Genomic DNA, 14,074 nt, shown 5'->3' on the forward strand with positions numbered 1-14,074 from the left:
GAGCAGGTGGGAAGGAACGTTCTGGTGATTGGCGCCGGCATCGTCGGATGCTCGGCGGCGCTGTGGCTGCAACGCGACGGCCATCAAGTGACGATCGTCGACAGGAGCGGGCCGGGAGAGGGCGCGTCCAAGGGCAATGCCAGTGTGATTGCGACTGAGTCCTGCATTCCGGTGGCGACGCCGGGCATCCTGTGGGACGTGCCGAAATATCTCGCCGATCCGCTGGGGCCGCTCGCGATCCGCTGGTCCTACCTGCCCAAGCTGGCACCCTGGCTGTGGCGCTTCGTGCGATCGAGCGGCGAAGCCAAGGTCGAGGAGATCTCCATTGCCTTGCGCGCGCTGCTCGTCGAGGCGCTGGCGGCGCACAAGGAATTGGCGAAAGCCGCAGGCTGCGGCGACCTCATCCAGGATACCGGCTGGCTGGGCATCTTCGAAAGCGATGCCAAGTTCCAGTCCTACCAGTGGGACCTGGAGCTGCAGAAGCGCCGTGGCGTCAGGTTCGAGATCCTGAAGGCGGAGGAGATTCGCCAGTTCGAGCCGAGCCTGCAGCCGATCTACAAGCACGCGGTCTATTATCCGGAGAATTCCTACGTCCTCGACAACTACCGCCTGGTGCGCACGCTGGCCGAAGACGTGACGCGCAACGGCGGGCGCGTCTTGCAGGACGAGATCCAGGATTTCGAGATCGGCGCCGTCGGACCGAAGGCCGCGATCGGCAAGAACGGGCGCTACGACTTCGACGCGGTGGTGATCGCGGCCGGCGCCTGGTCGCGCTTGCTGTCCGCGAAGCTTGGCGAAACCGTGCCATTGGAGACCGAGCGCGGCTATCACGTGACCTTGCCGCATGCCGAGAAGCGGCCGCGCATGCCGCTTTATTCCGGCGACCATTCCTTCGCCGTCACGCCGCTCGACATCGGATTGCGTTTCGCCGGCACCGTGGAGCTGGGCGGGTTGGAGCTGCCGCCCAATCCTGGGCGCAACGAGGTGCTCCTCAAGCACGGCCGGCGCATGTTCGGCGCACTCGACGAGACTGGCCGCAGCGACTGGATGGGTTTCCGTCCTTCGATGCCGGATTCCAAGCCTGTGATCGATCGCGGCCGCCGCTTCAAGAACGCGTTCTTTGCGTTCGGTCACGGCCACGTGGGCCTGACGCTCGGCCCCATCACGGGCAAGCTGATCGCAGACCTAGTGAGCGATCGCAAGCCAGCGATCGATCTGAAGCCGTTTGCGATGGATCGATTTTAGCTGATGCACTGCTCTCTCGCTCGTCATGGTCGTGCTTAGCACGACCAGCGAGTTTGTCTGCGACCCTGCCTATGGAAACTCGTGTATGGTCGGACCAAGTCCGACCATGACGAATAGAGGCGTGAAGCGGGGCGGCGAGTCGCAGGCCGTTATGCTTGACGCCCCGGCTTTCGCGCCTAAATTGACGCCGAATATTCCGACTCGAGATCGATATGGCCAAATCCGCTACTCCTGTTCCGCCGCCTGAGGGCGAGATTCGCATTGCCAACCTCGCGGATGCGCTGGGCGAGCGTTATCTCTCCTATGCGCTCTCCACCATCATGTCGCGGTCGCTGCCGGATGTACGCGATGGGCTGAAGCCGGTGCATCGCCGCGTGCTCTATGGCATGCGGCAGCTGAACCTGGAGCCGGGACCGAACACTAGGCACAAGAAGTCGGCGCGCGTGGTCGGCGATGTGATGGGCCAATACCATCCGCATGGCGACCAGGCAATCTATGACGCCATGGTGCGCATGGCGCAGGAGTTCGCGCAGCGCTACCCGCTGGTCGACGGCCAGGGCAATTTCGGCAATATCGATGGCGATAACGCGGCGGCCATGCGCTACACCGAGGCGCGCCTGACCGACGCCGCCGGGCTGATGCTGGAGGCAATCGACGAGGAAACTGTCGACTTCCGCCAGACCTACGATGGAGAGCACAGGGAGCCGGTGGTGCTGCCTGCCGCCTTCCCGAACCTGCTCGCGAACGGCGTGCAGGGGATCGCGGTCGGCATGGCGACCAGCATCCCGCCGCACAACGTGGCGGAGATCTGCGATGCGCTCCAGCACCTCATCAAGACGCCGAACGCACGCACCGAGACGCTGCTCAATTACATGCCGGGCCCGGACTTCCCGACCGGCGGCGTGCTCAGCGAAACGCGCGAGACCATCGTCGAAGCCTACAAGACGGGCCGCGGCTCGCTGCGCGTGCGGGCGCGCTGGAAGAAGGAGGATCTGAAAGGCGGCGGCTGGCAGATCGTCGTTACCGAGATCCCATACCAGGTCGCCAAGGGCAAGCTGATCGAGAAGATCGCGGAGCTGCTGCAGGAAAAGAAGCTGCCGTTCCTGGACGACGTGCAGGACGAATCCGCTGCCGACGTCCGCATCGTGCTGGTGCCGAAGAGCCGCAACGTCGATCCGGAACATCTGATGGAACAGCTGTTCCGGATGACGGATCTGGAGATCCGCTTCGGCCTCAACATGAACGTGCTGGACGCCAACCAGGTGCCGCGCGTCATGTCGCTGGCGGAGGTGCTGCGCGCCTATCTGGACCACCGGCGCGAGGTGCTGCAGCGGCGCACCAAGTGCCGTCTTGCGGAGATCGAGCGCCGCCTCGAGATCCTCGAGGGCTACCTCAAGGCCTATCTCAACATCGATGCCGTCATCCGCGTCATCCGCACCGAGGATGATCCGAAGGCGGTGATGATGAAGAGGTGGGATCTCACCGACCTGCAAGCCGACGCGATCCTCAACATGCGGCTGCGCGCGTTGCGCAAGCTGGAAGAGATCGAGATCAAGACCGAGCACAAGAATCTCACTGCCGAGAGGAAAGAGCTCAACGCGCTGCTCAAGAGCGAAGACAAGCAGTGGGAGAAGATCTCGGGCGAAGTGACGGAGCTGAAGAAGCGCTACGGGCCGAAGACGGAGCTGGGCCGCCGCCGGACCGAGATGGGCGAGGCGCCGTCCGCCATCGTCATTCCGATCGAATCCCTGGTGGAGCGCGAGCCGGCCACGGTGATCTGCTCGGCCAAGGGCTGGATCCGCGCCATGAAGGGCCATGTCGAGGACACCAGCGAGATCAAGTTCAAGGAAGGCGATAGGGGCAAGTTCGAGCTGCGCTGCGAGACCACGGACAAGCTGCTGGTGTTCGGCACCAACGGCAAGTTCTACACCATCGGCGTCGACAAGCTGCCGGGCGGTCGCGGCCACGGCGAGCCGATCCGCCTGATGATCGATCTCGGCAACGAGCAGGATATCGTGCAGCTCATGATCTACAAGCCGGGGCAGAAGCTGCTGGTCGCCGCGGCTGACGGGCGCGGCTTTATCGTCAATTCCGATGAGGTGCTGGCGCAGACCCGCACCGGCAAACAGGTGCTCTCGCTGCCCGAAGGTGTCGAGGCGCAGGTCTGCACACCGGCCGAAGGCGACATGGTCGCCTGCATCGGCGAGAACCGGAAGATGCTGCTGTTCCCGATCGACCAGGTGCCGGAGATGACGCGCGGCCGCGGCGTGATGCTGCAGAAATACAAGGATGGCGGTCTCTCCGACGCCAAGATCTACAAGAAGTCGGAAGGCCTCACCTGGCGCCTCGGCGACAAGACGCGCACGGAGACGAACTTGCGCGACTGGATCGGTGAACGCGCCCAGGCCGGAAGACTCCCGCCGCAGGGCTTCCCAAGAGGGAACAGGTTTACGTAGACACTGGCGCGTCTACCGGGCGCCACCGCCGTCGACGACGATGGTCTGGCCGGTAATGTACGGCGCGCCGGCAAGCAGATAGAAGATCACCTCGGCGTAGTCTTCCGGCTTGCCGGCCCGTCGGAGGGGGAGCTCGGCGACGCTCTCGGCGAGCGCGGCGGGATCGAAGCGGCATTCCCAGCCGGAGCCTTCCACCACGTTGGGTGCGATCGCATTGACCCGCACGTCTGGCCCGAGCGCATGAGCCCATTCCTTGGTGAGCAGGATCAGCGCGGCCTTGGTCGAGGCATAGACCGACGAGGAGCCGCCATAGAGGCCTGCCGTCGACGCTACGTTGACGACAGCGCCCTTCGCCTGGCGCAGATGCGGGGCGGCGGCCTTGAGGCAGCGATAGGGCCCGATCTGGTTGATCGAAACGAGCTTGGCCCAGAACGCCTCGTCTTGCCGCTCGAAATCGTCGGGGGGAATCGGCGCCGTCGTGCCGGGCGTCGCAGCGTTGTTGACCAGGAAGTCGAGGCGGCCGAAATGCTGGACCGCTTGCTCGATCATTGCGTCGACCTGCTCCGGCTGGGACACATCGGCGCCGACCGCTTGCACCTCGAAACCGGCTGAGCGCAGCCGCGCCATCTCCTGATCCAGGCGCGGGTTGCCAGCGAGATCATTCATCGCAACGTTGCAGCCGTTTGCCGCCAGCCGCTCGACTGTAGCGAGGCCGATGCCCGAGGCAGCGCCGGTGACCAGCGCCACCTTGCCGGAAAGCTCTGCCGTGATCATCGTCCTCAATCCTCCTCGTCGCGAAATTCGCCGCTGACCGTTAGGCCTTCGATGTTGGTGGCGCCGTCTTCCTTGATGACGCGGCGGGCTTTCTTGCCGGTTTCCTCGTACAACGCGGCAGCGAGGGCCTCGGAGTGGGTCACGATCCAGATGCGTGTGCGCTGGGCGGCCTGGGCGATCAGGCGGGCGAGGGGCGGGAGGAGCGAAGGATGCAGGCTCGCTTCCGGCTCGTTGAGCGCGACAAGAGAGGGCAGGCGATAGCCCATAAGGGCGCCGAGCAGGCAGAGATACTTGAGCGTGCCGTCGGAGAGCTCATGCGCGCCGAAGGGACGCGGCATGTCCGGGAACTGCATCTCAAGTTTGCACCAGCTTCCTTCATCACGCGCTTGCAGTCGCGCTCCGGGAAAAGCGTCATCGATGGCACGCTGGAGATCGATGGTGTCTTGTCGGATCATGAACAAGGTCGCAAGCAGAGCGGCGAGATCGTGCCCGTCGGCGCTCAAGGTCGGCGTGGTGATGGCATGGCAGGGCTGGCGGATCAGCGAAGCATCATCGGTTCGGAAATCGTGATAGAGCCGCCACTCAAGCAGCTCGCGGCGGATCACTTCGATTTCCGGATAGCGCGAGGCGTCGCGAAAAGCCGCCAAGGCGGTTTCCGACGACAGTACCGCGTCTTTGTGGACCTCGCGCGCACCTTCTTCATTGCGCAAGGCGACCATGGGTCCTTTGCGTTCCATCATCACCGCTTTGCGGGACCCGTGGCGAGCTGTCAGTTGTTCTTCCTTTACCAGCGGCTCGATCTCGAAGGCCGCTTCGGTGCATTTCGGCAGGCCGACCTCGACCTCGTAGGCTAAATCCTCGAACTTGGCCTCGAGGATCATGCGCACCGGCTGGTTGCGCTGACGCTCGCCGGCCCACAGCACGGACTCGATCCCGCCTTCCTGAGCGATGGCACGGGTGAGGGTGCCCTCGGCGGCGCCGCGTAAGAGGCCGAGCGCCTTGTAGAGATTGGTCTTCCCGACGCCGTTCCCGCCCACGAAGATCGAGCAGGCGTCCACTTCAAAGTAAAGATTACGGATCGACCAATAGCCTTTGATTGAAATCGCAGTTAAAGGCACGGCTCATCTCCCTCTAGTCGCGTGGCAGCGGGAGGTTATGCAGCCTGAGGAAGCTCAGCTTGTCCCGATAGCCGCGCTGGGACACGATCCTGCCGCCTTGAACGTGGAAGAAGCCGCAGCCGCGCAGCCCCTTCGGATCCCGCCATTCCAGGATCGCCCAGTCGCCATCCTCGAAGACGTGCTCGGGGATGCAGACCATCTCCGCTTTCGCGAAGTCGCGCGCGAACATGGCGCGGATGGCGGCACGGCCTTGCACCGGGCTCTCCGCGACCTGGTGATTGACAGCATCCTCGGCATAGAAGGCGGCCAGCGCATCCGCGTCGGCGCGATTGAAGGATGCCACCCACGCCATGACAAGTTCCCTGGGTCTCATGTTCCACCTCGCCAGCGCGCCAAGATTGACAGAACCCGGCTCGGTTCGCTACCAACGTGTGCCCCGGATCGAGGGGCGTTTCATGCGAGTGTCTATGTCTCCCATTGCCGCCATGCCGCGGAACTAGGGAACCGGCTGACGAATTTCCGGGCGCTCGCCGCCCATCCGCATCTCGGTTCCTGAAAGCCGCCTGGTCTCTCACGCCGCGCGATTGCGTCGGCGGGCGCCTTTGCGCGTCCACACCGCATCGCCGGCAGTCAGAACTCATGGCATTCGGGAGCTATCCCCTTGAACGTTTCGAAGCACGAACAGCGCGTGCTGCATGCGCTCGCACAGGGCGGCCACATCACCTTCCAGAAGAACAACAAAGGCAAGATCGTGGAGATCCTGTGCGTCAACCGTGACGGCTGGGTGCTGAGCGACTGCACGCTCGGCATCTTCCAGAAACTGCGGCGGCGCGGGCTCATCGCATCGCACGACAGCCAACCCTATCGCATCACGCGTGACGGACTGGCGGCTGTCCGGCCGCAGCTGGATAACCGCTAGATGACAGGACGCAGCCGCCATGCGAGAGTTCCGGCATGGCGGCTGCATCTCTGTTCGATCTCAAGGATCGCGCTTTCATCGTCACCGGAGCCGGGCGCGGCATCGGCGCTGAGCTGGCAGCGGGCTTGGCCGGAGCGGGCGCGTCGGTCGCGGTCGCCGGCCGCACTGCTGTGGACTGCGAGACGGTCGCCGGCGACATCGCCGCAAGCGGCGGCCGCGCCATCGCCGTTCCGTTCGACGCCCGCGACGAGGCGCAATGCGCGGCGCTGATCGGAAGAACCAATCAGGCCTTTGGGCGGCTCGACGGTGCGGTCGTCAATCACGGCATTGGTCTCCATCGCGATGCGCTCGAGACCACGCGCGCCGAATTTGCCGAGATGCTGGACGGTAATCTCACCAGCTACTTCGTGATGTGCCGCGAGTTGGGCCGATACTGGGTGACGGCCGGCAGCCCCGGCTCCATCGTCCTCATGTCCTCAAATGCGAGCTTCCTCGCCTATGACGAGCTCGCGGCCTATGGCGTGTCGAAGGCTGGCGTCGACCAGCTGTGCCGGCAGCTGGCCGCCGAGTGGGCGAAGCACGGGATCCGGGTCAACGCCATCGGACCTGGCTACATGACCGCGTCGATGAAGGGCATCGAGGGCATCTACGACGCGCCCGAGGTGAAGACGAAAATTCTTCCTAAGATTCCGGCTGGTCGTTATGGCGCGCTGCGCGAACTGCTTGGTGCGACGGTCTACTTCCTGTCGGACGAAGCTGCATACACCACCGGCCAGTATCTGGCGATCGATGGCGGCTATTCGCTGGTCTGACGTTCCCGACTTATTGCTAGTTGCCCTGGTGGAGATGCGGCAATATGGTCACGGTCGGTGACCAACCGAGGGAGGTGACGAAGCCGTTTCCCGCGCCTTTCGACAGGCCGGCTGAATGCCGCGCTGAGCTGGATTGGGCGCTCACAAGAACGGATCACTGTGGACTGCCTCTTGCCATTAGAGGGGGAGCAGGAAGGTCCCGGAACAAAGGGAGGAACGTATGATCAAAAGGCTGCTTGGCTTGCTGGCTGGTGTTGTGCTGGTCGGTACCTTCGCTTCGCCGATCGCGCAGGCGCAGGATTATCCCAACGACACGATCAACATTGTCGTGCCCTTCTCGGCTGGCGGACCAACTGACACGGTGACCCGCCTGGTCGCGGAATCCATGTCCAAGACGCTCGGACAACAGATCATCGTCGAGAATGTCGGCGGTGCCGGCGGTACCCTGGGCGCCGCGCGCGTGGCGAAGGCAGAGCCGGACGGCTACACCTTGCTGCTCTATCACATCGGCATGGCGACGACCGCGACGCTCTATCGCAAGCTGCCCTATGATCCGAAGACCGCCTTCGCGCCGGTCGGATTGGTCACTGAAGTGCCGATGGTCATGATTGCCCGCAAGGATTTCCCACCGAACAACCTCCAGGAACTCGTCACTTACGTCAAAGAAAACAAGGACACAGTGACCTACGCCAATGCCGGCGTGGGTGCCGCGTCGCATCTGTGCGGCATGCTGTTCATGCAGGCGATCGAGACTCCGCTGACGACGGTGCCCTACAAGGGAACCGGCCCCGCGCTGACGGACCTGCTCGGTGGCCAGGTCGATTTCATGTGCGACCAGACCACCAACACCACCGGCCAGATCAAGGCGGGCGAGGTCAAGGCCTATGGCGTGTTCGCCGATCAGCGAGTGGAGGCTCTGCCCGATCTTCCCACGATCAAGGAGGGAGGGTTGGAAGGCTTGAGCTTCGGCATCTGGCACGGTCTCTATGCGCCGGCCGGAACGCCGGATGAGGTCGTCAACAAGCTCTCGGAGGCGCTGAAGGTCGCACTAGCCGATCCGAATGTGATCAAGCGCTTTGCCGAACTTGGCACTGAGCCGGTGCCGGCCGACCAGGCGACGCCAGAAGCGCTAAAGGCGAAGGTCGCCTCGGAAATCGATCGCTGGAAGCCCGTCATCGAAACGGCCGGGGAATACGCCGACTGACATTGCTGGTCCGGTGGCGGCACCTGCCGCCACCGTGCCCATGCGAGGGGAAGGCATGAACGCAAACAGCAAGGATCTGTCGGCCGGTCTTCTGTTCATCGCAATCGCGGCTCTGTTCGCTTTCCAGACGCGCGATCTCGACATGGGCACGCCGCTGAGGCTGGGGCCCGGCGCCTTTCCGCTGCTGCTGGCCGGTGTGCTGGCCTTGCTGGGCCTGATCATCGTGCTGCAGGCGTTCCGCAATCCGGTCACGCACTCCATGACGATCCCGTGGCGCGGGATCGTGCTGATCGTGCTGGCGCCGATCGTGTTCGGACTTACGGTGCGCGGCCTCGGCCTCGTCGCTTCGATCGCGCTGGTCGTGCTGATATCCGCGTATGCCAGTCGGCGCATGCACTTGAAGCTCGCCACCTTGCTGACGATTGGCCTCACGCTGTTCTGCGTGCTGGTCTTCAGTATCGGGTTGGGCTTGCCGCTGCGATTGGTCGGGTCCTGGCTGCGGGGGCTCGGCTGACATGGAGCTGCTGCTCAATCTCGGCCTCGGTTTCGAGACGGCGCTGACCCCTGTCAACATCGTCTATTGCTTTATCGGCGTGCTGCTCGGCACGCTGATCGGTGTGCTGCCCGGCATCGGTCCGACGGCGACGATCGCGATGCTGCTGCCGATTACGCTGGCGCTCTCGCCGGTGACCTCGCTCATCATGCTGGCGGGCATCTATTACGGCGCGCAGTATGGCGGGTCGACGACGGCGATCCTCGTCAATCTGCCCGGTGAATCCTCATCTGCCGTCACCGCGATCGACGGCTACCAGATGGCGCGGCAGGGGCAGGCAGGCCCGGCGCTGGCCGCCGCGGCCCTGGGGTCCTTCTTTGCCGGAACTGTGGCGACGCTCATTCTCGCGGTCCTCGCGCCGCCGCTGACCGGACTCGCGCTGAAGTTCGGGCCGGCCGAGTATTTTTCGCTCATGTTCCTCGGTCTCATCACGTCGGTGGCGCTTGCCCACGGCTCGGTCGTGAAGGCGCTGGCGATGGTTGTGCTCGGGCTGCTGCTCGGTCTGGTCGGGACGGACATCTATACAGGCACGCCGCGCTTCACGTTCGATTTCATCGAGCTTGCCGACGGCATCAACTTTGTCGCCGTCGCTGTCGGCGTGTTCGGCATCGCCGAGATCCTGCGCAACCTGGAGAACGAGCACGACCGCGACGTGACGGTGAAGCACGTCAGCAATCTCATGCCGACACGCCACGATCTGAGGAAGATCGCAGGGCCGGTGATGCGCGGTACGGTACTGGGTTCCCTCCTCGGCGTGCTCCCGGGCGGCGGGCATATTCTCGCGTCCTTCGCGGCTTACACGATGGAAAAGCGGATTTCGAAGACGCCGGAGCGGTTCGGGAAGGGCGCGATCGAGGGCGTGGCGGCGCCGGAATCCGCCAACAATGCCGGCGCGCAGACGTCGTTCATTCCGATGCTAACCCTCGGCATTCCATCCAATCCGGTGATGGCGCTGATGATCGGCGCCATGATCATCCAGGGCATTACGCCGGGACCCAATGTGGTAACCGACGAGGCCGCTTTGTTCTGGGGCCTCATCGTCTCCATGTGGATCGGCAATCTTCTGCTGGTGGTTCTGAACCTGCCGCTGATCGGGCTGTGGGTGCGGCTCTTGAAGGTGCCCTATTTCATCCTGTTCCCGGCGATCCTCGCTTTCAGCGCGATCGGCATCTACAGCATCAACAGCAATGCCTTCGACCTGTTCGCGGTGGCGGTGTTCGGGGTCCTCGGCTACGCGCTGGTCAAGTGCGAGTGCGAGCCCGCGCCTCTGCTGCTGGGCTTTGTGCTTGGTCCGATGCTGGAAGAGCACCTCCGGCGAGCCATGATCATCTCCCGCGGCGACCCGACGGTCTTCTTCACCCGTCCGCTGAGCCTGGCGTTGCTGATTATCGCTGCGGCCGTGCTGATCTTGGTGCTGATGCCGAATGTCGCCAAAAAACGCGAGCAGGTGTTCGTCGAAGAGGATTGAGGGCTTAAGGATTGTTACTGCCGGTGCGTCAACAGCTAGTGGAGAGGCCGGCCATGCGCCCCCATCGGTGGTGATATGCGCGCGGCGAAATCGGGCTCAAAGCTTTGAAATCTCGCGCTTTTCATGGCCCGGAGATTTGCTTGACGCCCTAGGGTCGAATCAATATATTCCGCGCGCCTTTAAGGGGGCTGGTGGTAGGCCAATCGCGGCTTAGACGCTGTCCCGACTTAAGCAACGAGATACATAGCGGCTCGCGCGGCTCTCAGGCCCGGGGCTGCAAAGTGGCTCAAAGACCGCATCGGAGCAGACCGCAGGGTCCGATTCATAAGGGACCCCGCTCGGCGTTTCGATGAGGTCGTTTTGCACATGGCTGTTTCAAGGCGCCAATGGGCACGGCCCGGACGCGCAAAGGTGAGGATGGAATGCCAACGATCAACCAGTTGATCCGCAACGCGCGCTCGCCCCTGGCGACGCGGAACAAAGTCCCGGCGCTGCAAGCCAGCCCACAGAAGCGCGGCGTGTGCACGCGCGTCTATACGACGACGCCGAAGAAGCCGAACTCCGCCTTGCGCAAGGTCGCCCGCGTCCGCCTCACCAACGGCTTCGAAGTCACTTCCTACATTCCCGGCGAAGGTCACAATCTGCAGGAACACTCGGTCGTGATGATCCGCGGCGGCCGCGTGAAGGACCTGCCCGGCGTTCGCTATCACATCATCCGCGGCACGCTCGACACCCAGGGCGTCAAGGACCGCAAGCAGCGCCGCTCCAAATACGGCGCGAAGCGGCCGAAGTAAGGAGAGATCGCGATGTCCCGTCGTCACGCTGCCGAGAAGCGCGAAGTTCTGCCGGATGCCAAGTTTGGCGATCTGGTGATCACCAAGTTCATCAACTCGCTGATGTACGCCGGCAAGAAGTCGGTGGCCGAGAGCATCGTCTATGGCGCGCTCTCGCAAGTGGAGAAGAAGTCGAAGGGCGATCCGGTGAAGGCCTTCCACGAGGCGCTGGGCAATGTGAAGCCGCACCTCGAAGTGCGCTCCCGCCGCGTCGGTGGCGCGACCTATCAGGTGCCGGTCGAGGTTCGCCCGGACCGCGCCCAGGCGCTGGCGATCCGCTGGATCATCCAGACCGCGCGCAGCCGCTCGGAGCAGACCATGACCGACCGCCTCTCCGCCGAGTTGCTGGATGCGTCCAACAACCGCGGCGCCTCGGTGAAGAAGCGCGAAGACACGCATCGCATGGCGGAGGCCAACAAGGCCTTCTCGCATTACCGCTGGTAAGCCGGCCGAGCATAAGGAACGAGTATCATGGCCCGCACTCACCCGCTCGAGCGATACCGCAATATCGGCATCATGGCCCACATCGATGCCGGCAAGACCACGACGACCGAGCGCATCCTCTATTATACCGGCCGCTCCCATAAGATCGGCGAGGTGCACGAAGGCACCGCGACGATGGACTGGATGGAGCAGGAGCAGGAGCGCGGCATCACCATCACTTCGGCCGCGACCACCTGCCAGTGGCGCGATCATCGCATCAACATCATCGACACGCCGGGCCACGTCGACTTCACCATTGAAGTCGAGCGCTCACTGCGCGTGCTCGACGGCGCCGTGACGGTGTTCGACTCCGTCGCCGGCGTGGAGCCGCAGTCCGAGACGGTGTGGCGCCAGGCCGACAAGTACGGCGTGCCGCGTATCTGCTTCGTCAACAAGATGGACCGGATCGGCGCGGACTTCTATCGCTGCGTCCAGATGATCAAGGACCGCCTCGGCGCGAAGCCGCTGGTCGTGCACATGCCGATCGGCGTGGAGAGCGATTTTGCCGGCCTGGTCGACCTAGTCGCCATGAAGGGTATCATCTGGAAGGAAGAGACCCTGGGTGCCGAGTTCGTGGTGGGCGACATTCCGGCCGACATGAAGGACAAGGCCGAGGAGATGCACCACCAGCTGGTGGAGATGTGCGTCGAACTCGATGAAGCGGCGATGGAGGCCTATCTCGAAGGCAAGCAGCCGGACGCCGAGACGCTGAAGAAGCTGATCCGCAAGGGCACTGTTTCGGGCGCCTTTGTGCCGGTGCTGTGCGGCTCCGCTTTCAAGAACAAGGGCGTGCAGCCGATGCTGGATGCGGTCGTCGATTTCCTCCCCTCGCCGCTCGATGTGCCGGATGTGAAGGGTCTCGAGGTCGACGGTGACACGGAGCTGACCCGCAAGGCCGACGACAGCGAGCCGTTCTCCGGTCTTGCTTTCAAGATCATGACCGATCCGTTCGTCGGCTCGCTGACCTTCGTGCGCGTCTATTCGGGCGTTCTGAACAGCGGCACCCAGGTCATCAATTCCGTGAAGGGAGACAAAGAACGCGTCGGCCGCATGCTGCAGATGCATGCCAACCACCGCGAAGACATCAAGGAAGCGCGCGCCGGCGACATCGTCGCGCTCGCGGGCCTGAAGGGCACCACCACCGGCGACACCCTGTGCGATCCGAGCCAGCCGATCGTGCTGGAGCGCATGAAGTTCCCCGAGCCGGTTATCGAGGTCGCGGTCGAGCCGAAATCGAAGGCCGATCAGGAAAAGATGGGCGTCGCGCTCAATCGCCTGGCGCAGGAAGATCCGTCCTTCCGCGTCAGCTCCGATCAGGAATCCGGCCAGACCATCATCAAGGGCATGGGCGAGCTGCATCTCGACATCATCGTCGACCGCATGAAGCGCGAGTTCAAGGTGGATGCCAACGTCGGCCAGCCGCAGGTGGCCTATCGCGAATCGATCACCAAGAAGATTGAGTGGGACTACACCCACAAGAAGCAGACCGGCGGCTCGGGCCAGTATGCCAAGGTAAAGATCCGCTTTGAGCCGGGAGAGCCCGGCAGCGGGTTCGTATTCGAGAACGCCGTGGTCGGCGGCTCGGTGCCGAAGGAATACGTGCCCGGCGTCGAGAAGGGCCTGACCAATGCCAAGGAAACCGGCGTCATTGCGGGTTTCCCGGTCATCGACCTCAAGTGCACGCTGATCGATGGTGACTATCACGACGTCGATTCCAACGTCATGACGTTCGACATTGCGGCGCGCGCTTGTTTCCGCGAGGCGCTGCCCAAGGCCAGTCCTCGGCTGCTCGAGCCGATGATGAAAGTCGAGGTCGTGACGCCGCAGGAATACATGGGCGACGTGATCGGCGACCTGAACAGCCGGCGCGGCCAGGTCCAGGGCATGGACAGCCGCGGCAACGCGCAGGTGATCACCGCGATGGTGCCGCTCGCCAACATGTTCGGCTACGTGAGCACGCTACGGTCCATGACCCAGGGCCGTGCGCAATACACCATGCATTTCGATCACTATGAACAAGTGCCGCCGGCGATCGCGGATGAAGTCCGCGCCAAGATGGCTTAGCGCGGGCGTAAGGTAAGGAGCAGACCCATGGCGAAGGCGAAGTTTGAGCGGACGAAGCCGCATTGCAACGTTGGAACGATTGGTCACGTTGACCATGGCAAGACGTCGTTGACGGCGGCGATCACGAAGATTCTGGCCGAGACGG

14 protein-coding genes are annotated in these 14,074 nt (G+C 63.5%); 11 read left to right on the forward strand and 3 right to left on the reverse strand.

The window, feature by feature from the left end:
• Positions 1-6: 6 nt before the first annotated feature.
• Positions 7-1,245: an NAD(P)/FAD-dependent oxidoreductase gene (locus tag DTX69_RS23695; protein WP_162917505.1), complete on the forward strand. Its 1,239-nt coding sequence runs from the start codon at positions 7-9 to the stop codon at positions 1,243-1,245.
• A 212-nt stretch (positions 1,246-1,457) separates the two neighbouring features.
• Positions 1,458-3,701: a DNA topoisomerase IV subunit A gene (gene parC, locus DTX69_RS23700; RefSeq protein WP_119304060.1), complete on the forward strand. Its 2,244-nt coding sequence runs from the start codon at positions 1,458-1,460 to the stop codon at positions 3,699-3,701.
• Positions 3,702-3,713: 12 nt separating this feature from the next.
• On the opposite strand, the gene DTX69_RS23705 is transcribed toward parC, so the two are convergent.
• From DTX69_RS23705 to DTX69_RS23715, 3 genes are read right to left on the reverse strand one after another with little or no spacing between them, the layout of a single operon-like run.
• Positions 3,714-4,475, reverse strand: coding sequence for an SDR family NAD(P)-dependent oxidoreductase (locus DTX69_RS23705; RefSeq protein WP_119304061.1), 762 nt, complete (start codon positions 4,473-4,475; stop codon positions 3,714-3,716).
• Positions 4,476-4,480: 5 nt separating this feature from the next.
• Positions 4,481-5,593 carry an AAA family ATPase gene (locus tag DTX69_RS23710; protein ID WP_119304062.1) on the reverse strand — a complete coding sequence of 371 codons (1,113 nt, stop codon included), beginning with the start codon at positions 5,591-5,593 and terminating at the stop codon, positions 4,481-4,483.
• A gap of 13 nt (positions 5,594-5,606) precedes the next feature.
• Complete coding sequence (locus DTX69_RS23715) at positions 5,607-5,966, reverse strand: nuclear transport factor 2 family protein (RefSeq protein WP_119304063.1); 360 nt, start codon at positions 5,964-5,966, stop codon at positions 5,607-5,609.
• 288 nt (positions 5,967-6,254) lie between these two features.
• Between DTX69_RS23715 and DTX69_RS23720 the strand changes: the two genes are divergently transcribed.
• The 9 genes from DTX69_RS23720 to DTX69_RS23760 form a co-directional block, all read left to right on the forward strand.
• Positions 6,255-6,512, forward strand: coding sequence for a YjhX family toxin (locus DTX69_RS23720; protein ID WP_119304064.1), 258 nt, complete (start codon positions 6,255-6,257; stop codon positions 6,510-6,512).
• Between the two features lie 35 nt (positions 6,513-6,547).
• A complete protein-coding gene (locus DTX69_RS23725; protein ID WP_119304065.1) occupies positions 6,548-7,324 on the forward strand; it encodes an SDR family NAD(P)-dependent oxidoreductase in 777 nt (258 codons plus the stop codon).
• Between the two features lie 220 nt (positions 7,325-7,544).
• Positions 7,545-8,528: a tripartite tricarboxylate transporter substrate-binding protein gene (locus DTX69_RS23730; RefSeq protein WP_119304066.1), complete on the forward strand. Its 984-nt coding sequence runs from the start codon at positions 7,545-7,547 to the stop codon at positions 8,526-8,528.
• Between the two features lie 55 nt (positions 8,529-8,583).
• Complete coding sequence (locus DTX69_RS23735) at positions 8,584-9,042, forward strand: tripartite tricarboxylate transporter TctB family protein (protein WP_119304067.1); 459 nt, start codon at positions 8,584-8,586, stop codon at positions 9,040-9,042.
• A 1-nt stretch (position 9,043) separates the two neighbouring features.
• Positions 9,044-10,549: a tripartite tricarboxylate transporter permease gene (locus DTX69_RS23740; RefSeq protein ID WP_119304068.1), complete on the forward strand. Its 1,506-nt coding sequence runs from the start codon at positions 9,044-9,046 to the stop codon at positions 10,547-10,549.
• A gap of 422 nt (positions 10,550-10,971) precedes the next feature.
• On the forward strand, positions 10,972-11,343 hold the full coding sequence (rpsL, locus tag DTX69_RS23745; protein ID WP_119304079.1) for a 30S ribosomal protein S12: 372 nt from the start codon (positions 10,972-10,974) through the stop codon (positions 11,341-11,343).
• A gap of 12 nt (positions 11,344-11,355) precedes the next feature.
• A complete protein-coding gene (rpsG, locus tag DTX69_RS23750; RefSeq protein WP_119304069.1) occupies positions 11,356-11,826 on the forward strand; it encodes a 30S ribosomal protein S7 in 471 nt (156 codons plus the stop codon).
• 27 nt (positions 11,827-11,853) lie between these two features.
• Entirely contained in the window at positions 11,854-13,929 is a 2,076-nt protein-coding gene (gene fusA / locus DTX69_RS23755) for an elongation factor G (protein ID WP_119304070.1), read from the forward strand.
• A gap of 27 nt (positions 13,930-13,956) precedes the next feature.
• On the forward strand, positions 13,957-14,074 hold a 118-nt coding region (locus DTX69_RS23760), incomplete at its 3' end, for a GTP-binding protein (protein ID WP_162917506.1).

It is taken from the genome of Dongia deserti, from assembly GCF_003574735.1.
Classification (GTDB): domain Bacteria; phylum Pseudomonadota; class Alphaproteobacteria; order Dongiales; family Dongiaceae; genus Dongia_A; species Dongia_A deserti.